At 72.4% G+C, this 22,230-nt stretch carries 19 protein-coding genes and 1 tRNA gene; 5 read left to right on the top strand and 15 right to left on the bottom strand.

All coding sequences use genetic code 11. From position 1 onward, the window contains the following. The 11 genes from ACNYC2_RS12950 to ACNYC2_RS13000 all read right to left on the bottom strand — a co-directional run bounded on the left by ACNYC2_RS12950 (nucleotide 1) and on the right by ACNYC2_RS13000 (nucleotide 12,244). A complete protein-coding gene (locus ACNYC2_RS12950) occupies nucleotides 1-1,113 on the bottom strand; it encodes an endolytic transglycosylase MltG (protein ID WP_419707408.1) in 1,113 nt (370 codons plus the stop codon). Nucleotides 1,114-1,391: 278 nt separating this feature from the next. Continuing rightward, entirely contained in the window at nucleotides 1,392-2,408 is a 1,017-nt protein-coding gene (gene mltG, locus ACNYC2_RS12955; protein ID WP_419707409.1) for an endolytic transglycosylase MltG, read from the bottom strand. 170 nt (nucleotides 2,409-2,578) lie between these two features. Beyond that, the gene (ruvX, locus tag ACNYC2_RS12960) at nucleotides 2,579-3,088 is read right to left on the bottom strand and encodes a Holliday junction resolvase RuvX (protein ID WP_419707829.1); all 510 of its coding nucleotides are present in this window, start codon (nucleotides 3,086-3,088) and stop codon (nucleotides 2,579-2,581) included. A gap of 80 nt (nucleotides 3,089-3,168) precedes the next feature. Continuing rightward, nucleotides 3,169-5,865 carry an alanine--tRNA ligase gene (gene alaS, locus ACNYC2_RS12965; RefSeq protein ID WP_419707410.1) on the bottom strand — a complete coding sequence of 899 codons (2,697 nt, stop codon included), beginning with the start codon at nucleotides 5,863-5,865 and terminating at the stop codon, nucleotides 3,169-3,171. 191 nt (nucleotides 5,866-6,056) lie between these two features. Then, the gene (locus ACNYC2_RS12970) at nucleotides 6,057-6,311 is read right to left on the bottom strand and encodes a hypothetical protein (RefSeq protein WP_419707411.1); all 255 of its coding nucleotides are present in this window, start codon (nucleotides 6,309-6,311) and stop codon (nucleotides 6,057-6,059) included. Beyond that, nucleotides 6,308-6,697, bottom strand: a complete 390-nt coding sequence (locus tag ACNYC2_RS12975; RefSeq protein WP_419707412.1) for a DUF948 domain-containing protein — start codon at nucleotides 6,695-6,697, stop codon at nucleotides 6,308-6,310. The genes ACNYC2_RS12970 and ACNYC2_RS12975 overlap by 4 nt, the downstream gene beginning before the upstream one ends. A gap of 239 nt (nucleotides 6,698-6,936) precedes the next feature. After that, entirely contained in the window at nucleotides 6,937-7,563 is a 627-nt protein-coding gene (rpsD, locus tag ACNYC2_RS12980) for a 30S ribosomal protein S4 (RefSeq protein ID WP_275004421.1), read from the bottom strand. 211 nt (nucleotides 7,564-7,774) lie between these two features. Beyond that, nucleotides 7,775-9,184 (bottom strand): replication-associated recombination protein A, encoded by a 1,410-nt coding sequence (locus ACNYC2_RS12985; protein ID WP_419707413.1) that lies wholly within the window; start codon nucleotides 9,182-9,184, stop codon nucleotides 7,775-7,777. A gap of 50 nt (nucleotides 9,185-9,234) precedes the next feature. Further along, complete coding sequence (locus ACNYC2_RS12990) at nucleotides 9,235-10,401, bottom strand: AI-2E family transporter (RefSeq protein ID WP_419707414.1); 1,167 nt, start codon at nucleotides 10,399-10,401, stop codon at nucleotides 9,235-9,237. Between the two features lie 4 nt (nucleotides 10,402-10,405). Continuing rightward, entirely contained in the window at nucleotides 10,406-11,593 is a 1,188-nt protein-coding gene (locus tag ACNYC2_RS12995) for an AI-2E family transporter (protein ID WP_419707415.1), read from the bottom strand. 99 nt (nucleotides 11,594-11,692) lie between these two features. Continuing rightward, nucleotides 11,693-12,244 carry a GNAT family N-acetyltransferase gene (locus ACNYC2_RS13000; protein ID WP_419707416.1) on the bottom strand — a complete coding sequence of 184 codons (552 nt, stop codon included), beginning with the start codon at nucleotides 12,242-12,244 and terminating at the stop codon, nucleotides 11,693-11,695. A 154-nt stretch (nucleotides 12,245-12,398) separates the two neighbouring features. On the opposite strand from ACNYC2_RS13000, the gene ACNYC2_RS13005 reads away from it, so the two are divergent. Further along, nucleotides 12,399-12,483: transfer RNA gene (locus ACNYC2_RS13005), tRNA-Leu, on the top strand. A 247-nt stretch (nucleotides 12,484-12,730) separates the two neighbouring features. On the opposite strand, the gene ACNYC2_RS13010 is transcribed toward ACNYC2_RS13005, so the two are convergent. The 4 genes from ACNYC2_RS13010 to ACNYC2_RS13025 are packed head-to-tail and all read right to left on the bottom strand — an operon-like array spanning nucleotide 12,731 to nucleotide 17,836. Further along, on the bottom strand, nucleotides 12,731-13,930 hold the full coding sequence (locus ACNYC2_RS13010; protein ID WP_419707417.1) for a CHAT domain-containing protein: 1,200 nt from the start codon (nucleotides 13,928-13,930) through the stop codon (nucleotides 12,731-12,733). Next, the gene (locus ACNYC2_RS13015; protein WP_419707418.1) at nucleotides 13,927-15,564 is read right to left on the bottom strand and encodes a tetratricopeptide repeat protein; all 1,638 of its coding nucleotides are present in this window, start codon (nucleotides 15,562-15,564) and stop codon (nucleotides 13,927-13,929) included. Before ACNYC2_RS13015 ends, ACNYC2_RS13010 begins: the two co-directional genes overlap by 4 nt. Continuing rightward, the gene (locus ACNYC2_RS13020) at nucleotides 15,561-16,580 is read right to left on the bottom strand and encodes a hypothetical protein (RefSeq protein WP_419707419.1); all 1,020 of its coding nucleotides are present in this window, start codon (nucleotides 16,578-16,580) and stop codon (nucleotides 15,561-15,563) included. Before ACNYC2_RS13020 ends, ACNYC2_RS13015 begins: the two co-directional genes overlap by 4 nt. Continuing rightward, nucleotides 16,577-17,836, bottom strand: coding sequence for a hypothetical protein (locus ACNYC2_RS13025; protein ID WP_419707420.1), 1,260 nt, complete (start codon nucleotides 17,834-17,836; stop codon nucleotides 16,577-16,579). Before ACNYC2_RS13025 ends, ACNYC2_RS13020 begins: the two co-directional genes overlap by 4 nt. 184 nt (nucleotides 17,837-18,020) lie before the next feature. Here ACNYC2_RS13025 and ACNYC2_RS13030 point away from each other — a divergent pair, with 184 nt between their 5' ends. From ACNYC2_RS13030 to ACNYC2_RS13045, 4 genes are all read left to right on the top strand, one after another. Beyond that, entirely contained in the window at nucleotides 18,021-19,262 is a 1,242-nt protein-coding gene (locus ACNYC2_RS13030; RefSeq protein WP_419707421.1) for a PA2928 family protein, read from the top strand. Between the two features lie 59 nt (nucleotides 19,263-19,321). Beyond that, complete coding sequence (locus ACNYC2_RS13035) at nucleotides 19,322-20,110, top strand: hypothetical protein (protein WP_419707422.1); 789 nt, start codon at nucleotides 19,322-19,324, stop codon at nucleotides 20,108-20,110. A 93-nt stretch (nucleotides 20,111-20,203) separates the two neighbouring features. After that, complete coding sequence (locus ACNYC2_RS13040) at nucleotides 20,204-21,025, top strand: hypothetical protein (RefSeq protein ID WP_419707423.1); 822 nt, start codon at nucleotides 20,204-20,206, stop codon at nucleotides 21,023-21,025. A gap of 85 nt (nucleotides 21,026-21,110) precedes the next feature. Then, on the top strand, nucleotides 21,111-22,229 hold the full coding sequence (locus ACNYC2_RS13045) for a hypothetical protein (RefSeq protein WP_419707424.1): 1,119 nt from the start codon (nucleotides 21,111-21,113) through the stop codon (nucleotides 22,227-22,229). Nucleotide 22,230 lies beyond the last annotated feature (1 nt).

Consider the following 22,230-nt stretch of genomic DNA (forward strand, 5'->3'; position numbering starts at 1 on the left):
TCAGTACCCGTTCTCCGCTGCCCAGGTCTGGTACTCCGCCTTGAAGATCTGGAACTCTTCGGCGCTCGCCGTGAACTTGGTCTCCTGCGTCTCGAGGTTCACCGTCACGTAGTAGATCCAGTTGCCCGCCGGCGGGTCCATCACGGCTTGCACGGACGCCCGGCTCGGCGCACCGATCGCGGTCGGCGGCAGGCCGTCCATACGTCGGGAGTTGAAGGGGACGTCCGTGGTGTTCGACAGCTGCTCCCGGGTCAGCTCGTGCGCCGGCTTGCCCCAGTAGTACGACTCGATCGCGTCCATCCCCAGCACCTCGCTGGTGTCCAGGCGGTTCTGGATGACACGGGCGACCTCACCCCGGTAGTCGTCGGGCGCCTCGCGCTCGACGATCGACGCCGTGATGATGACCTCCCGCCACCTCTCCTTCGGGACCTGCAGCTCGCTGAGCTCCTGGACCGTCAGGGCGACCATCTCCTTCAGCACGTCCGCCGCGCTCGTCGAGTCAGGCCTGGCCTCGTACGTGCTGGCCGCCAGCCAGCCCTCCAGCTTGCCCCCGGCCTCGGCCGGCAGCCCCAGGGCGCCGGGGTCCGCGATGGCCGCCTCGACGTCCGCCTCCGGCCACCCCGTCTCGATCATCGTCTGCTGGATCTGCGCGACCGTGCTGCCCTCGACGACGGTCAGGCCCGCCCGGTCCACGTTGTTCTCCGCCAGCAGCGCCACGGCCGACGCCGCGCTCATCCGCAGCTTCATCTCACGGGTGCCGGGCTGGATCGAGGAGGCGTCCGGGTTCGCGTTGAACGCCCGCACGAACGCCTCGGCGCTGGCGACCACGTCCTGCTCCGCGAGCTCCGCGCCGATCGTGTAGCCGTTGCCCTGGGGCACCTCGACCACTATCGCCTCGCCGCCCGTGCCCTCGTAGTCCGGGGCGGCCAGCGGGGTGCGGATGCCGAAGAGGTAGCCGTCGTTCACCACCGTCCACGCGCCCAGGGCGCCGACGACCAGCAGGACGGCGACCACCGCGATGACCAGCGGTCGCCTGGACCGCTTCTGCCGCCTGTCCCGCCTGCCGCCGCGCCGGTCGCTCCGGGTGCCGCCGTCGTGCCTGCCTCCGGACATGTCCCGATCCCCGCGTCGGCCGCGAGAGCCGCTGGCGTGTCGCGGTGGCCCCTCATAACTCACTCCGGGAAGGGCCTCGGTCACGCTCGCTCCATCCTCTGCGCTGCCTGGATCTCGGTTGATCCATGCCTGGTCACACCCGGGCGCGCGACATGGCGATCGCATGTCACGATCGCATCACAGCCCGGGTGCCGCGAACGCTACCCCGATCGGCACGTCCGCGGCCAACTCCCGAACTCACCGCACCGGACCGTCAAGAACGCCCGCTACCTGGGAATTCACCCGTTCGCGGCCTGCCAGTCACGCAGCTCCTGGACGTTCCGCTGGTGCTCCTCGAAGTCATCGGCGAACTTCGTCTCGCCGGTGTCGAGGTTGACCGTCACCCAGAACTTCCAGTCCCCCGGCGTCGGGTCGAGGACCGCGTCGACGGACACCTCACCAGGGCTGGCGATCGGGCCCGGCGGCAGGCCGGCGTGGCGATAGGTGTTGTACGGGTTCTTCGTGTTGTCGCGGTCGGCGTTCGTCAGCTCGGTGCCCGACTTCCGCGCGCCGTAGGCGACCGCTGCGTCGATCTCCAGCCGCATGTCGTCGTCCAGCCGGTTCTCGATGGCCCGAGCGATCTTGGGCTTGTCCTCGCTGTGCAGGCCCTCGCGCTCGACGAGGGACGCCTTGGTCAGCACCGTCTGCCACTGCTTGGAGGAGACGCCCTTCTCCTCCAGCTCGCTCTTGGTGCGCTCGACCATCTGCGAGAGCAGCCCCGCGGCCGTGTCGTCCGGCTCCAGCGTGTAGGTGTCCGGGTACAGCCAGCCCTCGACCTTGCCGTCGGCCTGGTCGGGCAGCCCGATCTCCGCCGGGTCCTCCAGCGCCGCCTCGAAGTCCTCGGCAGGCAGCCCGCTGACCTGCACGGCGCGCTCCACCACCTGGTCGGCCGTGTAGCCCTCCGGGATCGTGAGCTGCAGGTCGACCGTGTCGTTCTTGACGAGCAGTGCCACCGCGTCGCTCGCGGGCATCTCCTCGAGCATGGTGTGGGTGCCCGGGCGGATCATCACGGAGTCCGGGTTCGCCTCGAACGCGGCGGTGAACGCGGCGACGCTCGCCACGACACCGGCGTCGTAGAGCGCCTCGCCCATGGCGGTGCCGGAGGCACCCTCGGGGATCTTGACGTCGACCTGGTCGCCGCCGGGTCCGGGGAAGTCCTTGGACGCGAGCGGGTTCGACAGGCCGGTCAGGGACTCGAGGTTCAGCCAGACGGCGTAGCCGGACCCGCCGACCAGGACGAGGGCGATCAGGAGCACGACGAGGGAACGGCCGTGCCGGTTCCGCCGTCGGCGGCGCTGTGCCCTTCTGCTCGATCTGGGTTCAGGGAACGCGGGGTCTTCCTGGTTACGCGGGGGCGCCGTGAAGAGGTCCGTCACCGGAGACTCACTGTCCTTCGTTGGGGGGCGACTGGGTCATTCGTGCATGGTCATTCGTGCGTGTCTGGCACGGTCCGCGCCTCGACGAGCTCGCCGGCGCGCTCCCCCTTCGCCCGCTCCGCGTCGAGTGCAGATTGCAGAATGATAACGGCAGCGGCCTGATCGATCACAGACCTGTGCCGCTTGGACTTGCGACCGGCCGCGTGGAGCGCCTGGTGCGCCGACACGGTGGTCATCCGTTCGTCCACGAGACGGACCTCCGCTGCCTGACCGGCCGCGGCGAGCGCGACGACCAGGCGGGCCGCGAAGGCCCGCGCGTCGGCCGTCGCGGCGCCCTCCTTGCCGGACAGGTGCCTGGGCAGCCCCACGTAGGCGACGGCGGCGAAGCGCTCCTCCGCCTCGGCGACGATCCGGGCGACGTCGGCGGTGGTGCCGCGGGCGCTCTTGGTGCCCTTGCCGCTGCTGCCCTTGCCCCCGGGCGCGAGCACCCGCGGCACCGTCTCCACCGGGGTGGCGACGAGGCCGTCGGGGTCGCTCGCGGCGAGACCGATCCGCGCCATGCCGACGTCGACCCCGAGCCGGGCCCCCCGGGGGAGGCCCGGCTCTGCGGTCACCGGCTCGACCGACGAAGGCACAGTCGTCAGGCGCCGACGGCGGCCAGGCGGACGCTCTCGGCGATACCCGCCAGCGCCTCGCCCAGCTTGGCCGGGTCGGTGCCGCCGCCCTGGGCCATGTCCGGCTTGCCGCCGCCACCGCCACCGAGCGTCTGGGCCGCGGTGCGGACCAGGTCGCCGGCCTTGTAGCCGGCCGCGCGGGCGGCGGCGTTGGTCACGACCACCACGACCGGCCGGCCGCCCGACACGCCGCCGGCGGCGGCCACGACGGGTTCGGCCTCGCCGAGGCGTCCGCGCACGTCGAGCACGAGGGCGCGCAGGTCGTCGGCCTGGGCCTCGCCGGCGTCGTGCGCGATGACGCGGACGTCTCCCACGCGGGGCGCCTCGGCGGCGAGCTTGCCCGCCGTGGCCAGGAGCTGGCCCTGGCGCAGCCCGGCGAGCTCCTTCTCGGCCTCCTTGAGACGGGCCACGAGCGAGCCGACGCGGTCGGGGAGCTCCTCGGCGCGCGTGTTGAGCAGCCCGGTCAGCTGGCCCACCAGGGCGTGCTCCTTGGCCTGGAACCCGTACGCGCCGTCGCCCACGAGGGCGTCGACCCGGCGCACGCCGGAGCCGATGGACGACTCACCCAGCAGCGTCACGCGGCCGAGCTGACCCGTCTGCCTGACGTGCGTACCGGCGCACAGCTCGCGCGACCAGTCGTCGCCGATGGAGACGACGCGCACGACGTCGCCGTACTTCTCGCCGAACAGCGCCATGGCGCCGGCCTCGCGGGCCTGGGCGATGGGCATGAGCTGGTCGGTGATCTCGAGGTTGTCGGCGAGGCGCACGTTGACGCGCTCCTCGATCTCCGACAGCGCCGAGGCCGGCACGGCCGACGGCGAGCGGAAGTCGAACCGGATGCGGCTCGGGGCGTTCTCCGACCCGGCCTGCGTACGGTCCTGGCCGACGAGCTCGTGCAGCGCCTTGTGGATCATGTGCGTGGCCGAGTGGGCACGGCTGATGGCCTTGCGGCGCTCCGTGTCGATCTGCGCGGTGCCGGGGTCGCCCAGCGCCACGGTGCCCTCGACGAGGCGTCCGCGGTGCACGCTCAGGCCCTTGATGGGCCGCTGGACGTCGTCGACCTCGATGGTGGCGCCGCCGTCGAGCACGATGGTGCCGTGGTCGGCGAGCTGGCCACCGGCCTCGGCGTAGAACGGGGTGCGGTCCAGGATGACCTCGACCTCGGCCGGGGCGCTGACGGCGGGGGCGGGCATGCCGCCCGACAGCAGGCCCGTCACGCGGACGGAGGCGTCGGTCTGCGTGTAGCCGAGGAACTCGACGGGAGCCGTCAGCTCCTTCTCCAGGGCCTCGTACGCGGCGACGTCGGCCCCGCCCGTGCGCTTGGCCAGCGCGTCGGCGCGGGCGCGGGTGCGCTGCTCCTGCATGAGGGAGCGGAAGGCCTGCTCGTCGACCTGGACGCCCTGCTCGGCGGCCATCTCGAGGGTGAGGTCGATCGGGAAGCCGTAGGTGTCGTGCAGCTGGAAGGCGGCCTCGCCCGGCAGCACGCCGCCCTCGCCGCCCGAGCTCTTCTTCAGGTTCGCCACTGCCGTGTCCAGGATCGTGGTGCCGGAGGCCAGCGTGCGCCGGAAGGCCTCCTCCTCGGCGTAGGCCACGGCGGAGATCTGGTCGAAGTTCTCTGCGAGCTCCGGGTAGGAGGCAGCCATCGCGTCCTTGGAGACGGGCAGCAGCGACGGCAGGGCGAGGCCGTCGACGCCGAGCAGGCGCATGGCGCGCACGGAGCGGCGCAGCAGCCGGCGGAGCACGTAGCCCCGGCCCTCGTTGGAGGGACGGACGCCGTCGCCGATGATCATCAGGGCCGAGCGGACGTGGTCGGCCACGACGCGCATGCGGACGTCGTCGTCACGGTTCTCGCCGTAGACCTTGCCGCTGAGCTTCTGGGCGGCCTCGATGACGGGGAAGACCTCGTCGATCTCGTACATGTTGTCCTTGCCCTGCAGCAGGAAGGCAACACGCTCGAGACCCATGCCGGTGTCGATGTTCTTGTTGGCGAGCTCCCCGAGGATGCGGAACTCCTCCTTGGACCGCACCTCGTCGATCTCGTACTGCATGAACACGAGGTTCCAGATCTCGACGAAGCGGTCACCGCCCTCGTCGATCAGCGGGCCGCCGTCGGGGCCGTAGGCGGCGCCGCGGTCGTAGAAGATCTCCGAGCACGGGCCGGCCGGGCCGGGCTGGCCGGTGGACCAGTAGTTGTCCTTCTTGCCGAGACCCTGGATGCGCTCGTCGGGCAGGCCGACGATGTCCTTCCAGAGCTGGCGGGCCTCGTCGTCCTCGTAGTAGACGGTGACCCACAGCTTGTCGGGGTCGATGCCCAGCTTGCCGTCGTCCAGCGAGCCGGTCAGGAAGTCCCAGGCCATGCGGATGGCGTCGGCCTTGAAGTAGTCGCCGAACGAGAAGTTGCCGTTCATCTGGAAGAACGTGCCGTGGCGCGTCGTCTTGCCCACGTCGTCGATGTCGAGCGTGCGTACGCACTTCTGCACGCTCGTGGCGCGCTTCCACGGCGGCGTCTGCTGCGCCGTCATGTACGGGATGAACGGCACCATGCCCGCGATGGTGAACAGCGTCGACGGGTCCGGGGAGATCAACGACGCAGACGGCACCACCGCGTGACCCTGAGCTTCGAAGTAGTCGAGCCAACGCTTGCGGATCTCGGCGGTGCGCATGAGGTCAGTGATCCTTCTTCTCGGTCGTACGGAACTGGTCGTACGGTGGTCGTACGGGAAATTGGTCGTGCGGAGGTGCGGTGATTCGCGGGTGGGACGCGCGAGTCGCGTCCGGATCCGGACGCGACTCTATTCTGCCGCTGGTAGTGCCACGGACGGAAACTGAATGATGACGTCCGGCTGGGAGCGGGCTAGCGCGCGTGGCCCGGCAGCTCGCCCCGGAGGGCCGCCATGAGCTCGGCCTCGCGCTCGGCGCGCGCCGTGGCGAAGTCGGACCGGAAGCTGTGCGCCATCCGGTTCAGCCGGACGCCTGCCTCGTCCACGGCGGCCGCGGCGCGCTCGCTCACCGCCTCGGGCGTGTAGCGCGCGACGACCTGGCGGCCCTTGCGGATGACGACGACCGTGACGGCCACCCCGACACCCACCCAGAACAGCCGGCGGATCATGCTCCGGCCTCGGTGTGCTTGCCGGACCGGCCCTTGGCCTGGCCGAAGGCCTGGCGCACGCCGTAGGAGAACGCGGCGACCTTGACGAGCGGCTTGCCCAGCGTCGCCGCGTACAGCCCGGTCAGGGCGGACACGTTCTCGCTGACGGACGCCGCCGACGTCGTGATCGTGTCGACCTTGACGAGCTGGGTGTTCGCGGACGCGACGGTGGCCGCTGCCTCGTCGAGGATCGGCACCGAGTGCTCCGTGACGTCACGGACGCTCGACCGTGCCTCGTCGAGGAGCCTGCCCAGCTTCCACAGGGGAACGGCGAGAAAGCCCACGAGGAGCACGAACGCGATGGCCGCGATCAGTCCCGCCACGTCTCCGAGGTCGCCGAAGGTCATGCGCAAACTCCTACCTGAAGGTCCGCTGGTGGTCAGCCGGTGCCCGGCCGGACGATCTGCTCGATGTCTCTGCCTGATGTCACTGCCGGAACCGTTTGTCACCCTATCCCGGACGCCGCCGCCCGCGCCCCGCGACGTCAGCGCGCCGTGAGAAAGACAGGTGCCGCGAGAAAGAAAACAGGACGCCCCGTCCGCGCCGAAGCGCGGACGGGGCGTCCTGTACTACCGAGCAGGCCGGATCAGCGAGCGTAGAACTCGACGACCATCTGCACGTCGCAGGTCACGGGGACCTCGGCGCGCTTCGGCTTGCGGGTCATCGTGGCCGACAGCTTCTCGAGCTGCACGTCCAGGTAGCCCGGCAGGGCCGGCAGCACGTCGCGGTGCGCACCGGCGGCGGCGACCTGGAACGGCACGGTGGCCTGGCTCTTCGGCTTGACCTGGATGGTCTGGCCCGGCTTCACGCGGAACGAGGGACGGTCCACGATCTTGCCGTCCACGAGGATGTGGCGGTGCGTCACGTGCTGACGCGCCTGCAGGATCGTGCGGCCGAAGCCGGCACGCAGCACGACGGCGTCGAGACGGGTCTCGAGGTCCTCGACCATGACCTCACCGGTCAGGCCGGCCTGCTTGCGGGCGTTCTCGTACACCTTGAGCAGCTGCTTCTCGCGGAGCATGTACTGCGCACGCAGACGCTGCTTCTCGCGGAGACGCACCGCGTAGTCCGACTCGGTGCGGCGACGGGCACGGCCGTGCTCACCGGGCGGGTAGGGGCGCTTCTCGAAGTGCTTGACGGCCTTGGGCGTGAGCGCGAGGCCCAGCTTGCGGCTCAGGCGCACCTGACGGCGCGCACGGGTCACAGAAGTCACTGTGAATTCCTGTCCTGTAGTGAATGAAGGTCACACCCGCGCACAGCTCTCCCGCGAAGGGGAACCACACCGGGTGCGGGACCAGCCGATGGAACGGGCGGCTGGATCAGAGATCCGACCATCCCGTTCGCGGGGCCGAGGTCCCAGGGGTCGCCATAGGCAACCTGGCTATCTTAGCGCACGTCAGGCGATCGGCCTGCCGTGGGGCCCGTCACTTCCCCTCGCTGCCGAGGATCCCCCTGATGCGCTCCAGCCGCTCCGAGACCTGCCGCTCGTAGCCGCGGTCGCTCGGGTCGTAGTAGCGCGAGCCGGCCAGGACGTCGGGCAGGTACTGCTGCGGCGCGACGCCGTGCGGCCAGTCGTGCGCGTAGCGGTAGCCGTCGCCGTGCCCCATCTGCTTCGCGCCCGAGTAGTGCGCGTCGCGCAGGTGCGGCGGTACGGTGCCGATCCGCCCGGCGCGGACGTCCGCGAGCGCCGCGTTGATGCCCGCGTAGGCGGCGTTCGACTTCGGTGCGGTGGCCAGGTGCACGACGGCCTCGGCCAGCACGAGCTGCCCCTCGGGCATCCCGATGAGCTGTACCGCCTGTGCGGCGGCGACGGCGGTCTGCAGGGCGGAGGGGTCGGCCATGCCGACGTCCTCGGCCGCGGAGATGACCAGGCGCCGGGCGATGAAGCGCGGGTCCTCCCCCGCGGCGACCATGCGGGCGAGGTAGTGCAGGGCGGCGTCGACGTCGGACCCGCGGATGGACTTGATGAAGGCGGAGATGACGTCGTAGTGCTGGTCGCCGTCGCGGTCGTAGCGGACGGCGGCGACGTCGACGGCGCGCTCGACGTCGGCCAGGCGGATACGGGGCACGGTGTCGCCGTCGGCGCCGGCCGGGTCCCCGCTGGTGGGACCTGGCGCGACGTCGTCCGACAGCACGGCGCCCGCGGCGGCCTCCAGGATGGTGAGCGCCTTGCGGGCGTCGCCGCCGGAGAGCCGCAGCAGGTGCTCGGTCGCCTCGTCGTCGAGCTCCACCGACCCGCCGAGGCCGCGTTCGTCGGTCACGGCCCGCAGGATCAGCTCCCGGACGTGCTCGGCCTCCAGGGGACGGAGCGTGAGCAGCAGCGAGCGGGACAGCAGGGGTGAGTTCACGGAGAAGCTGGGGTTCTCGGTGGTCGCGGCGACGAGCGTGACCCACCGGTTCTCGACGCTGGGCAGCAGGGCGTCCTGCTGGGACTTGGAGAAGCGGTGCACCTCGTCGACGAAGAGCACGGTCTCGTCGCCGCCCGTGGCGAGGCGGCGCCGGGCGTCCTCCACCACCTGGCGCACGTCCTTGACGCCCGCGGTGACGGCGCTCAGCTCGACGAAGCGGCGCCCGGACACGGTGGCGACGAGGTAGGCGAGCGTGGTCTTGCCGGTACCGGGCGGACCCCACAGGATCACCGACGACGGCGCCGCACGGCCGCCCGCCGCGGGTTCGATGAGCCGGCGCAGCGGGGACCCGGGCTCCAGCAGGTGCTGCTGCCCGGCGATCTCGTCGACGGTGGCCGGGCGCATGCGCACGGCGAGGGGTGACGACGACCGAGCTGCCGGGGTGCCGGCCGTGTCGGTAGTCGCGGCATCGAAGAGATCGACCATGCCCCCAGCCTACGGACGCTCACTGACACGCCGGGACAGCCGGCGCGGTCCTACGTCGCCGGCGACTCGTGGGGCGGGTCGAGGTCGCCGGGCGGGCCGGTCGCGTCGTCCGGCAGGACGCCGTCCGGGTCCTTGCGCAGCGTGCTGTACACGGACCACGCGACCGCGATGAGCGGGACGGCGACGATCGCGCCGAGGATGCCGCCTACCACGGTGCCGCAGGTGACGCCCAGCGCGACCACCACCGGGTGCAGCGAGACCTGCTTGCCCATGATGAGCGGCTGCAGCACGTGCCCCTCGAGCTGGCCGATGCCCGCGATGCCGACCGTGACGATGAGGGCGGTGAGCAGCCCGTCGGCCGCGAGCGCCACCACCGCCGCGATGATCATGGCCAGGGGTGCGCCGATCAGCGGGATGAAGGTACCGATGAAGACGAGCACGGCGAGCGGCGCCGAGAGCGGGACCCCGAGGATCGACAGGAAGATCCCGGCCAGGATGCCGTTGCTGATCGCGACGAGCACGATGCCGCGGGTGTAGCCGGAGAAGGTGTACCAGCCGGCGCCCGCGACGGCGTGCCATCTGCTCCGGGTGCGGGCGGGCACCTGGGTCATGAACCAGCGCCACATGGCGGCGCCGGACGCGAGGAAGAAGATGGTGCAGAAGATCGCCAGCACGAGGACGGCGACGCCCTCGACGATCGATCCGGCGCTCTCTGCCGCCCGGCTCACCAGGGTCTGGGAGTTCTCCTGGATCCAGTCGGCGGCGTCGTCGATCCACTGGTCACGCGTGTCCACCTCGACGTTGACCGGGAGCGGGTTGTTCTCGATCAGGTCGACGATCTGGTCGATACCGGTGTTGAACTCCCCCGCGAGGCGTTCCCACTGGCCGGCGACCGAGACGACGACGTACGTCAGCAGCCCGCCGATGACCAGCACGCCGGACAGGATGGCGGCGGCGGTGGCCAGGGCGCGGGGCATCACCCGGTGGTAGAGGTCGGTCAGCGGGTTGAGCACCGCCGTGATGACGAGTGCCAGGAACACGGCGACGAAGACGATCAGGACCTGCGTGACGGCCCAGAAGACCAGGGCGATGCCCGCGACGAGCACGATGAGGCGCCACGACCAGCCGGCCGAGGTGCGCAACCAGGGTGGTGGTGCGTTCTCGGCCGGCGCCGGGTCGCTGGGCTCGCTGTGCTGTGGTGGGACGGGGTCAGGCACCGAGTCAGTCTGCCCCATCGCCGGACAGCGTGCCCGGCGCCGTGCCCGACGTCGTGACCAGTGCCGGCGTCTTGCGCAGCGTGCTGATCACCGCCCACGTCACGGCGGTGAGAGGCACTGCGACGACGGCGCCGAGCAGGCCACCGAGCACGGAGCCCCCAGCCACGACGAGCGCCATCACCACGGGGTGCAGCGAGACCTGCTTGCCGGTGATCAGCGGCTGCAGGACGTTGGCGTCGATCTGCGCCACGACCACCATGCCGATGAGCACGACGAGCGCCAGCACGGGGCCCTTGGCGGCGAGGGCAACGAGCGCGGCGACGACGATGGCGGCGACCGGGCCGATCATGGGCACGAACGCCCCGAGGAACACCACCACGGACAGCGGGAGCGCGAGCGGCACCCCCACGACCGTCAGGAAGATGCCGGCCAGCGCGCCGTCGGCCAGGGCGACGAAGAACATACCGCGCGTGAACCCGGAGAACGCGGTCCAGCCCGCGACCGCGGCGCTCTCCCAGCGGTCGTGCCGGTCGGCGGGGACCAGGGACAGCACCCAGCGCCACATGCGGCCGCCCTGGGTCAGGAAGAACACCGTGCAGAAGATCGCGAGCACGACGGCGGTCGCGCCCTCACCGATGATCCCGGCGCTCTGCGCGGCGGTGCCCGCGTACGAGCCGGCGTTCTCCTGGAGCCAGGCGCCGCCGTCATGCAGCCACTGGCCGGGCGTACCCAGGCTCGCCACGAGCGGGATATCGGTGACGAGCGCCGAGAGGTCCTCGAGGCCCGTGCCGAACTCCGTGGCGAGCTCCTCCCACCGGCTCACGACGGAGGAGACCACGTAGGTTACGAGCCCGCCGACGGCGAGCACCGCGGTCAGCAGGGACGCGGCCATCGCCAGCCCGCGGGGCATCACGCGGTCGTACAGGTCCCCCAGCGGGAGCAGCACCGAGGTGAAGACCAGGGCGAGGAACAGCGCGACGAACACGAGCTGGACCAGGCTCACCACGTAGAAGATCAGGGCCACCGCGAGCCCGATGCCGATCAGCTTCCACGCCAGGTCGCCGGTGGAGCGGATCCAGGGTGCCCCGAAACCTGCCCCCGCCAGAGGCTGCCCTGTCAGGGGCTGCGGGGTGGTCGGCGACTCCGCCGCTGTCGTCGGCGCTACCGTCGGCGCGTCAACCGTCATCGCCATGCTCCCACTATTGTTTTTGGGCGAATTGTCCAGGCGGACGTTAGCGGCAGGGCGCATCTCCCCACAACCGCACCACAGCCGGCATCACGACTAGCAGGGTTACTGGTGCTCGTGCGCGAGCATCGCGTAGTTCACCTCGGTGGCCCAGGCGCCGTCGTCGGGCCGGATGTCGCTCTCCACCAGGCGGGCCTCCAGCCGCATGCCGAGGCGCTCGCACACCCTTGCCGACGGCGTGTTCTCCTCGTCGATGCGCGCGAAGACCCGGTGGAAGCCGTAGACGTCGAACGCGAGGCCGAGCGCCGCGCGGACGGACTCGGTGGCGTAACCGTGTCCCGCCACGTCCGGGTGGAACCCGTAGCCCACCTCCACCTGCCCGGTGCCCGGCGCCCACTTCAGGAGCACCTCGCCGATGACGTCCCGGCTCTCACGGAGGGTCACCGCCATCACCAGCACGTCACCCGGCATGGTGAACGGGGCGCCCGACCAGTCGACGAGCTTGCGCGCGGCGAGCTCGGGCGTCCACGGCGGCTGGAACATGTAGCGCGCCACCTCCGGCAGCGAGCGCCACGCGTAGAACGCGTCGGCGTCCGCGGGGGTGACCGGGCGCAGCTCGAGCCGTTCGGTGGTCAGGGGCCAGTGCGGGGTAGTCACGTCTTGCGAGTCTGCCAGCCGGTGTCGGGTGCTCGCACGTACGGCGGATCGCACGCGACCCAGGTCACACGCTTTTCGATTCGGAACCCACCCGACCTGCGTGCTATGTTTTTCCACGCACCGAGAAGGCGGAAACGCCGGGAACGGTCCACCTGTCCGGGTGGCGGAATGGCAGACGCGCTAGCTTGAGGTGCTAGTGCCCTTTATCGGGCGTGGGGGTTCAAGTCCCCCTCCGGACACATTCATCGTCACGCTCCCCTCGAAGTATCGAGGGGGCGTGGCGATTTTGTTTTGGGCCCGAGTTGACCCGGGCCTCCCCCGGCCGACTCGCCCTGTGCGGCAAAAAGAACGAGCGGCTCCCAGCTGTGGAGGCTGGGAGCCGCTCGCAGTCCGCTGTCTCATTCGGACCCGCCGGCACCCGCAGGCGCCGGAAGTATGTTCGCAATGCTACATGCCGCGGCGACAGGGACGCCGAGCGCCGAACCGTCAACCGAAGGTCGTGGCGAGGGCCGCCCAGACGATGGGGTTGTCCTCGGGGCGGCCGTCGGCCTCCCAGCCGGCGGCCTTGGCGCGCTGCCAGGCGTTGAGGGCGGCGACGGGGTCCGGGGCGTCGTGGGCGGCGTCGACCGCGATGATCGCCTCTTGGAGGAGCGGGGGCAGCGGGGTCGGGGCGAAGCGGCGCAGGCCCTCGTCGGTGGGAAGGGTCCAGCGGGTCGCGGTCACGTAGCGGGCACCGCCGTGGAGGGCGGCGGCAACCAGGCCGACCGGTTCGGCGAAGCCGACCTCGCCGCCGCTCTCGCACGCGATGAGCGCAACGCGGTCCGGCATCGACCAGCCCCGGGCAGCGCCAGGGCGGTGGCCGAGGAGGATGTCCGCGGCGGTGAGCGGCCGGTGGCCGTTCACCAGCGCGGCTCGGCCGGTGGTCGCCGGGCCGCAGCTCAGGTGGAGCCGGGCGTCCAGACCGTGCTTCGTGGTGGTCACGTGGCCGACGTAGAGGAAGCGCGCGGCGTCGGCCAGGAGAGGTTCGATCATGTCGCGGTCGAGGTCGCCCCGGCAGTAGGGCGGGCCGGCAGGCCTCAGCCGGGTTCCCAGGTGCACGGCCAGCGCGGCCAGCGGGGAGTCGTCCGTGACCTGGCCCAGCACCGAGCCGAGCTCCAGACCCGCTCCGGGGACCCTCGGGTCCAGGACCGCCACGACGGGGCCGGAAGGGTTCCACCCGGACCTGCGGCGGTCCGGCGCGTTGCGCACCGTCGCCGGGGGCAGGACCGAGAGGTCGGCGTTCGTCACGAAGCGCTCGCCCTCGTCGACCCGCAGCGCTTCCCAGGGCACCTGGGCTGTCGAGGCGGAGGGCTGGATGCGCACGTGCGGACGGAGGCCTTGTTCGAGGTACGCGTTCAGCTCCCCCGCGAGCCGGTACGGGATCAGGGAGCGGGCCAGGGCGGTGGCGAGCCCGGCTTCTCGGTCGCGGTCGGTGAGCGGGCCGTTCAGGGAGCGTCGGAGCGCCTGCTCCACGGTCTCGCCGGGCAGCGGTGTCGGCAGTGCCTCGGCGAGCGCGTCCAGGGCCGGTCGCACCCGGCCGGTCTCGACCATGACGTTCTGGATCGCGCCGAGGTCGTGCTCCCAGCGCCAGGAGTAGTACAGCCCGTCGGCGTCGACGAGCTTGAGCTGCACGGTCGGGCGGCTCACCACGTGTCGATCACCTCGTCGGACCGGATCGGGAATCCGTAGCGGCGCTCCGCCTCCTGGATCCAGGGCTCCAGCAGCGAGGGACGCCACGGGTTCACGCGGAGCCGGGGCGGCAGCGCGAAGCGCGTCGCCGGGAAGTCGCCCGAGGTGCCGGGGACGAGCGCGGAAGCGGTGAAGGAGAGCACTTCCTCGCCGGCCACGGGACCGAGCCACTCAGGCGCTTCGACGGGCGGTTCGACGTCGGCCGTGGCCGGCACCCGGAGGGACACCGTGGCACTCATGTGCTCCAGGAGCTCGGACACCAGCGCCCCGTCACGGAGCGCCGTCGCGAGGCTCAGCGCGTGAGCCATCGCCGGGATCGCCACGGTCGCCGCCCAGCGCTCGCGGGACCGGCCGGGGGCGAAGCCGTGGCGGATCGCGTCGGCCGCGAGGGCGGAGGGCAGCGAGAGGTCGAGGGCGGACCGGAGGAGCCGTTCGCGATCCGCCTCGGCCTCGGCGAGCCCGGCCCACGCCGCGACGGCGAACGCCCGGCGCATGTCGATCCGCGTGAGGTGGTACCGGGCCCCGGCGGCCTCGTGGACCCGCCAGGCCTCGGCGTACGCCTCCTCGGCCTCGCCGAGCTCGGCCAGGTCGGCGAACAGGTCGCCGCGCAGGGCGAGCGCCTCGGCGAGCATCGTCGCGTGCCCGGCGTCGCGCAGGACCGTGATCGCGGGTTCGAGCAGATCCCGCGCGGCATCCGCGTCGCCGGCCTGGAACGCCGCGTGGGCACGGGCGTAGCGCAGCTCCGCGGCCCGCAGCGGCTGCTCCACGGCGTCGAGCGCCCGTTCGGCGGCCGCGAGGAGCCGCCTGCCCTCCTCGACGTCCCCCGCCCGCAGGGCCGCGCGGCCCTGGTTGGCCACCGCGAGCGCTGCGGCGACCTGGTCGCCGGACATGACGTGGACCTGTTCGGCGAGCCGGAGGTACTCCATGGCCGCGTCGTGGTCGTTGAGCGTCTGGGCGATCACGGCGAGGTTGGAGTACGGGTGGCCGGTGAGGCGTGGGTCGTGCTCGGCGGCGAGGCGAAGCGTCAGCTGCGCGGCCGCCTCGGCCTCCTCCCAGCGTTCGAGGGCGATGAGCAGCACGCTGCGGGAGTTGTGGATCGTGACCGCCAGGTAGCCGCCGTCGCCGTCGCCGTCGGACGAGTCGCCCGTGTCGCCCGCGGCGCCCACGAGGCCGAGCGCCCCGTCGAGGTCCGCCAGGGCGCCGTCGAGGCGGCCCAGGAGCTGGAGCGTCTGGGCACGGTTGACGAGCACCGAGGCGCGGACCGCGACCGTCCCGTAGCGGTCGCCCGCTTCGGCCTCCGCCGCGAGGCAGGCCGCCAGGGCCTCCTCCGCGAGGCGCAGGGCTGCGCCGGTGTCGCCCCGTCCCTCAGCGAGGGCGGCGAGGTTCCCGAGCGCGCGGGCCCGGTGGTCGAGGCCGGCCGCGCTTGCGTCGTCGACCCGCGTCAGGGCGACTGCTTCCTCGAGCATCGCGGTCGCCTCGGTGACCCGTCCCGTGCTCGCGAGCCGCGCGGCCGTGTTGTTCAGCTCCTTGACACGGGCCCATCGGGGCCCGCCGGACGCCTTGCCGCGGATGCCGGCCAGGTCGTCGGTCATGCCGACCCGGCTGCGCGTTCGGTGACCGTCGCGTCCGGCGCGGTGAGACGGCCGCGGGCGTACGCGATGATCGCCGCGTGCCGTTCGACAGGAACGGCTTCGCTGAGTCCGGGCTCGTGCACCTCCACGCGACGCTCTGCGGCGCGCAGCATCAAGAAGCTCTGCGGCACGTCGGTCTCGCCGGTGTACGTGTTGGTCGACGGGTCGTACCGGAGGTCGAGCCGGACGTCGAGAGCGGCGCCGCCGATGCGTGCGCCGAGCGGGCCCCGGTCGGTGCCCGGTGCGGCGGGTACCTCGACGACGACAACCAGGTCACCGCTCCGCCGGACCAGCTTCCAGTGCGCGTCCGCTGCCGCATCGACCCGGCCCTGCGGCACGCGGCCCCAGTCCACCGGCGTGCTGCCGGAGGCGAGCGTGCGGCCGGCGACGTGGTCGCTGCCGGCAGCCAGGGCGTAGTCCTCGGGGTGCGGCGCGACCCGCCGGACCGGCTCGGCGCCGTAGTCCTCGGCGAGGTCCGCCAGGTTCGACCGCAGCGCTCCGGCTCCTTCGAACGCCTCCAGCGCGCCGAGGTCGACCACGGACAGGGCTCGCTCCACCGCCGCCTCGTCGTCGAGCAGGTGCTCGGTCCCGGAGGCGCGCCAGGCGATCTCGGCCCGCAGGAGCCCGCCCGGTAGCGCAGGGATCCTCGCGGCATACGAGGCAGGCCACCAGGCCTCGGCCCAGCGCAGGTGCGCCAGGTCCCGGGCCGCGTCGAGGACCGGTGACTCCCATGCGGTCTCGACCTGCGCCGCACCCTCCAGGACCGCCGCCGCCGCGTCCGGACCGTACATCTCCCACAGCCAGTCGGCGGCGGCCCGGGCGTCGAAGATCTCGGCGGCAGGATGCGGCTGCTGATCGAGGACGTCCCAGAACAGCCACGCTCCCCGGGCCTCGAGCAACGCGGTCCGCTCCGGGTGCGGCGGGCGGACGCCGACCCGGATCCCCCCGACGGTCCGTTCGACCACGAGAGCGGTCATGACCCGTCCTCCCCGCGCACGAGGGAACGCTTGAGCCGGTGCCGCTGGTCCATCACGACCGAGCGCAGCGCCCCGTCGAGAAGGTCCCACACCTCGCCGGCCGCCGTCGCCTCACCGCGCAGCTCGCGGCCGTGCAACCGCACCCACAGCCGCCTCAGGTAGGCGCCCCTGACCCCGCGCACCTCCATGCCGAGCGCGGTGGCGTCGGGCAGGCGCAGCACGCGGTGCACGTACGGCTCGCGGCGCCACCGGTTCAGCAGGCGCGCGCCGGCGTCCGACCCGGGCTCCGGCCGGTCGGCGCCGAGCCCGGCGCTGGCGTCGCGGCCGAGGGCCATCGCGACGCGGCTCGGCTCCTCGGCGAGCTGCCAGGGGGCTGCGGTGCGCCGGATCTCCTCGGTCACCAGGGTCGGGACGCCGGCCGTCGACGTGCGCCGGATGCCGGCGGTGAGGGCCGCGAAGAGTCGCTCCATGACGGTCCGGTCGAAGGGCCGGGGCAGGTCGCGCTTCGAGGCCCGCTCGCCGAGCTCGGGGGCCGCGGGGCGGTCGCGCGAGGTGAGGCCGTGACCGAGGGCCACACCCGGGCGGTCGAGATCTGCGGCCTCGGCGGTGCCGGCCGCCGTGTCCGCCAGGGCCTGCCACAGGCGCGGGTCGGGGGCGGTCGCGCAGTCGTCGAGGAAGGCGCGCAGGCCCGGGCCGGGTCCGGGCTCCGGGAGCTCGGGCCGGCGAGACCACGCCTCGTGGAGCAGCCCGGTCAGCTCGGCGCTCCGGTCCGGGTCGGTCAGGAAGCGGCGCAGGCGGTCGACCGAGACCTCACCGCGTTCGGTGTGGACGTCGGCCACCGTGTCGGCCGCGATGTCGGCTGCCCCCGCCAGGACCCCGGGGTCGCCGTGGAGGTGTGCGAGCTCGAAGCAGCGCTGGAAGTACAGGTCCTGCGGGTGCCCCTCGGTGATGCCGGCGCGGCGCCGGGCGCCCTTGACGAGCTGGAACCAGGCGGCGGTCGCGGCGAGGGCAGGGCCCGCGTCGAGGATCGCCTGGCGCAGCTCGTCGACGTGCCTGGCGTCGACGACACCGCCGGAGAACCGGGGGTTCTGGGCCGGGCGCAGCACGAGGGGGTCGAGGAGGAGCTTCACGGTGCGCGCGAGCGGGCGCCCGGAGGCGTTGCTCAGGGGTGCCACGGCGTCGCCGAGCTCGGACCAGGCGTCGGCGACGAGCATTCCCCGGGGGACGGCCGCCGGGACAGCGAGGCCATGGACCATGTCGCGAAGCGTAGTCGGGCGACACGGGCTCCGGGGAGACCTGTGATCGGTAGGGACCCGCGTGGGGCGACGCTGACGTCGTCGAACACCCAAGGAAAGGCGGCCCCCTGTGTTCCGCGAAGACCCTGAAGACCCTGCCTTCGGCTCGCTCCCTGCCCGCTCACTCCCTGCCCGCTCGCGACCGGTGCGCTCGCCCTACGGCACCCCTGAGCACCCGCTCCACCCCAGGCGACGCCGCACCGGCGGCCTGGGTCTGCTCCCGATGATGCTGCTGCTCGCCCTGGGGATCGGCGGCACCTCGATCATCGGCGAGCACCTCACCGCGCCCGAACCGGACGTCGTGCTCGGCACCGGTCTCGCCTTCTCCGCCGACGGCCTCGTGCTCGTCCCGTACGACCGAAACGGTCCCGGCGGCCTCGTCGCCGAGGCCACGGGCGGCATGTTCACGGCCCGCCTCGCCGCCGTCGACCTTGCCTCGGGCGAGACACGGTGGGACGTACGGCTCGCCGACGAGCTCGCGTGGGACGCGGCCGTCGTGGCCGCGGGCGTCGAGTACGCCTACGTCGCGACCGAGGACGGCCTCCAGATCCGCGACCTCGACGACGGCTCCCTCGTCACCGCGGGCGGTGCGGTACCGGGCCTGGAGTCCGCCGGTCCCGGCACGGCCGCCTACGGGTTCGACCCCGCAGCGGGTGCGGTCGTGGCCCTCGACGTCGACGGCGGGTTCCACACGATCGACCTCGACGCACTCGAAGCGGTACCAGCCGGCGAGGCCGTCACCGAGGCGTGGACCGGCCGGCTCTCCGCCGAGGGCACCCTCCCCGAGCTCGGCGGCATGACCTCCACCGAGGCGTCCCTCGGCGAGGAACGCACCCTGCGCGTCGAGCCGACCGCCGAGGACGCGCTCGGCGGCGTCCTCGTCATCGAGAGCCGTGGCGCCGAAAGCCGTGGCACCGAAGGAAAGAGCGGCCGGCGCGTCCTCGGCACTCGCGCCTACTACGGAGCCGGGATCGTTCTCGACCACACCGCGGCCGCCGCCCCCGGGGAGATCGACGTCGACGGCCTCGTCCAGGACATCCTCGAGGACCCGGCCGCCGCCGTCGACCTCGCGCTTCCCGACAACGCCGCCGCGGGTGCCACCACCGGACACGCGCTCGTCGAGCACAGCCCCGACCCCGGCGCCGAGGGCTTCGCCCTCACCGTCGTCGACCTCGAGACCGGCCGGGCGACGGCGTCCGTCGCCACCGCGAACCACCTGGGCCGCAGCCTGACCGGTCCCGGCGGCCACACCGTCGTCCTCGCCGCCGCGGCCGACGGCGTCTGGCTCAGCGAGCTCGTGATCGTCGCCCCCGACGGCTCGATCGACCGTGCCGGCTTCGGCGACCTCGACCTCCTCGGCAGACCCGACCTGGGCCGGAACCTGTGATCGGTAGCCGCCGACCCACCCGAACACTGATCAGCGCCACCCGAGAAAGGAACACCACCATGCTCAAGCTCCTCAACATCGTCCTGCTGCTCGCCGGCCTCGCCGCCACGGTCGTCTACGTCGCCACCGGCCTCGCCGGCGACGACCCCGCCGCCTGGGGGAACGGCTGGTTGGCCGGCCCGATCATCCTCCTGCTGGTCCTGCCGTTCACCGCCACGATGAGCCGCCTGGGCGGGACGTTCCGCGAGCTCAGGGGCATGGTGCCCAAGGACTTCGAGGGTGCTCCCCTGGCGATCGGCACGGTCGTCTCGGTCTCCCGCACCGGCCTGACCGTGAACGACCAGCCGCAGCTCGAGATCCTCTTCGACGTCGACACCCCTGACGGCCAGGCGTTCCGAGCCGTCGCCCGGAACCTCGTCGATCTCACCGAGCTGTCCGCGGTCGTCCCCGGCGCCGTGCTGCCCGTCCGGTACCGCCCCGGCAGCACCGACGGCCGCGTCGTCCTCGCCGTCGACGCCGCACACTCCGAGATGCAGGCCGCGCTCGACCGGGTACGGCTCGCGAAGGGCCTGGTCACTCCTCGGCAGCTCCAGATCTCCGAACAGGGCGTCGACGGCCGCGCGGTCGTGCTCACGCTCGCCCCGACCGGCGAGATCCAGGGTGACCGGGCTGTCATGGACATCGACCTGCGGATCACCCGCCCCGACGGCTCCGTCTTCGACCTCAGGCAGCGCAAGCCGATGGACGCGAGCGCCGTGCCCCAGGTCCAGCCGGGCATGGTCGTGCGGGTCAAGTACCTGCCGTCCGACGAGTCCGAGGTGGTCGTCCTGACCAGCGCCACCCTCTGATCCCCTAGCCGGGCAGGCCGGCGGGCTGATACCCGGATCCCTACGCACTAGTGCGTATGTCGGGAACCGCCGCCTCGCGCCCAGAGTGGGTCCATGGCGACGTTCACCGACCGCGCACTAGTGTGGCTCAACGACCCGGCAACACTGGGTGAGCTGCTGCGCGGCCCGGACGCACCTGTCTTTCCCCACCTCGAACGGCTGGTGGCCGCCGTCTACTCGCCCGACGGCGTGCAGCTCGACCGCGTCGCCGGGGCGACGGTGCTCGACGTCGACCCGATGCGGCCGCTGGCGGGGGCGGACCGGCTCAGCCTCACCTGGCAGCGCACCCAGCCCGGGTTCGAGCTCGCCGACCTGCGCGGCACCCTGACCCGCACCGGGTCGGAGGTCTGGGCGGACCTGTACGCGAAGGTCCGCCTCGACCTGGTCGCCGAGGTCGACCCCGGCGGCATCGAGTCGGCGGTGAGCACGTCGATCGACAACATCGCGTCCCTCGCCGACTTCCGGTCCCGGTTCCGGTTCCTCGACCTCGACGACTTCCTGGCCCGGATGCGGATCTCCACCGTCCAGGAGCTGCGCGAGTCCGCCGAGTACGTCCTCACGGAGGTGCGGCTCCGGCCGCTGCCCCCGTTCGACCCGGACGACCCGGCCAACGCCGGCTCGGTCACCGTGGACCTGGCGCTCGCCGTCCTCGACCAGCGCGACCTCGCCGCCGGGCTGCGTGCCGCCCGCCGTCTGCGCGCCGCGGGAGCCGCAGCGGACCCCGGGCGCACCGATCCCGTCTTCGGCACGGCGCGCAACCCGTACGCCCTCGCGGTCGTGCTGCCGACGGCCGCCGCGGGCGACCCCGACGACACCGCCGTCGACGCCCTGTTCTCCGCGGCCGGCGTGCTGCCGCTCTTCGCCGACCCGCCGTAGCTTCCGCGCTCCGCGCTCAGCAGTCCCCCGTCGCGACACCCGTCGAGAAACCCATCGAGACACCCACCGAGCAAAGGACCTGACCATGACCGTCCGGTACGTCCGGGTGAACCCGGTCGCCGATATGTTCGCGCCGGCAGTGCGCGCCAACGGCAACGTGGCAATCGTCGGCAAGGTCACGCCGCCGACGCCTGCCCCCGCCGACCTGCTCGCCGTGGGCGAGTCGGCCGCATTCACCGATCCCGCCGAGGCGCGCCGTCGCGCGCCCGGCGACCTCGGCGAGGCCATCGCCCTCGCCTTCACGCAGTCCCCCGGCCCGACGCTGGTCACCGGAGTCCGGGTCGACGGCGGTGCGCCCGACTGGGAGGCGGCCCTGGAGGTCCTCGCGACACTGGACGTGCAGATCGTCGCGCTCGCCGCCGAGCCGCTCGACGCGACGTCCGGCGGAGCCAACGGCTCCGTGCGGACGCTCGCCGACCACGTGGCGGCGGTCTCCAGCACCGGCGGCGACGGCATGGAACGCATCGGCGTCGCCATGCTCGAGAAGGACGCCACCGACCCGACCATCGTCTCGGGTGCGCTGGCCAGCGAACGCATGGTCTACGTCGCGCACAAGTCCGACGAGGACGTGGCGGCCGCCGTGGCCGGCACCATCGCAGGGCACGAGCCGCACATCTCCCTGCTGTTCAAGTCGGTGGCAGTGTCCAGCGCGCCGTTCACCTCGGCGGAGATCGGCGAGCTGAACGGCTCGGAGACCTTCGCCTCCGGCCCGGCGGGCAAGGGCGTGAACTGGCTCGTCGACCCGCCCCTGATCCCCGGCCAGGCCGTGTTCATGGGCGAGGGCTACACCGGCAACCCCGGCGGCAAGAAGTACGTCGACATCGTCCGGACGATCGACAGCGTCACGTTCCAGCTCAAGGCGCGGCTGATCCGGTCGATCGGCAACGTGCGCATCTCCCGCTCCGGGCTGCGCGGCCTCGGCGCCACCATCGAGTCGGTGCTCGAACCCCTGATCCGCCAGGGCGTGATCGAGGGCTACACCATCGTCATCCCGTTGCTCACCCTCCTGGACAAGCCGCAGCGCACACCCGCCGAGGACCAGCAGGTCAACAACGCCCAGTCCGAGCGCGTCGTGGAGGTCCTCGTCGCCGTGGACTACGCCGGCGCGATCCACCGCATCGCCCTGACCCTCAAGTTCGAATAGG

This window comes from Promicromonospora sp. NFX87 (assembly GCF_048564965.1).
GTDB lineage: Bacteria > Actinomycetota > Actinomycetes > Actinomycetales > Cellulomonadaceae > Promicromonospora.

Excerpts from the sequence above, each read along its gene's own strand:
- ACNYC2_RS12995 (WP_419707415.1), bottom strand. The coding sequence starts at position 11,593 with ATGGCGATGACGGTTGACGCGCCGACGGTAGCGCCGACGACAGCGGCG.
- ACNYC2_RS12985 (WP_419707413.1), bottom strand. The coding sequence starts at position 9,184 with ATGGTCGATCTCTTCGATGCCGCGACTACCGACACGGCCGGCACCCCG.
- ACNYC2_RS13015 (WP_419707418.1), bottom strand. The coding sequence starts at position 15,564 with ATGACCGACGACCTGGCCGGCATCCGCGGCAAGGCGTCCGGCGGGCCC.
- ACNYC2_RS12950 (WP_419707408.1), bottom strand. The coding sequence starts at position 1,113 with ATGTCCGGAGGCAGGCACGACGGCGGCACCCGGAGCGACCGGCGCGGC.
- ACNYC2_RS13025 (WP_419707420.1), bottom strand. The coding sequence starts at position 17,836 with ATGGTCCATGGCCTCGCTGTCCCGGCGGCCGTCCCCCGGGGAATGCTC.
- ACNYC2_RS13035 (WP_419707422.1), top strand. The coding sequence starts at position 19,322 with ATGCTCAAGCTCCTCAACATCGTCCTGCTGCTCGCCGGCCTCGCCGCC.
- ACNYC2_RS12975 (WP_419707412.1), bottom strand. The coding sequence starts at position 6,697 with ATGACCTTCGGCGACCTCGGAGACGTGGCGGGACTGATCGCGGCCATC.
- ruvX (WP_419707829.1), bottom strand. The coding sequence starts at position 3,088 with ATGGCGCGGATCGGTCTCGCCGCGAGCGACCCCGACGGCCTCGTCGCC.
- ACNYC2_RS13020 (WP_419707419.1), bottom strand. The coding sequence starts at position 16,580 with ATGACCGCTCTCGTGGTCGAACGGACCGTCGGGGGGATCCGGGTCGGC.
- alaS (WP_419707410.1), bottom strand. The coding sequence starts at position 5,865 with ATGCGCACCGCCGAGATCCGCAAGCGTTGGCTCGACTACTTCGAAGCT.
- ACNYC2_RS12970 (WP_419707411.1), bottom strand. The coding sequence starts at position 6,311 with ATGATCCGCCGGCTGTTCTGGGTGGGTGTCGGGGTGGCCGTCACGGTC.
- ACNYC2_RS13045 (WP_419707424.1), top strand. The coding sequence starts at position 21,111 with ATGACCGTCCGGTACGTCCGGGTGAACCCGGTCGCCGATATGTTCGCG.
- ACNYC2_RS13040 (WP_419707423.1), top strand. The coding sequence starts at position 20,204 with ATGGCGACGTTCACCGACCGCGCACTAGTGTGGCTCAACGACCCGGCA.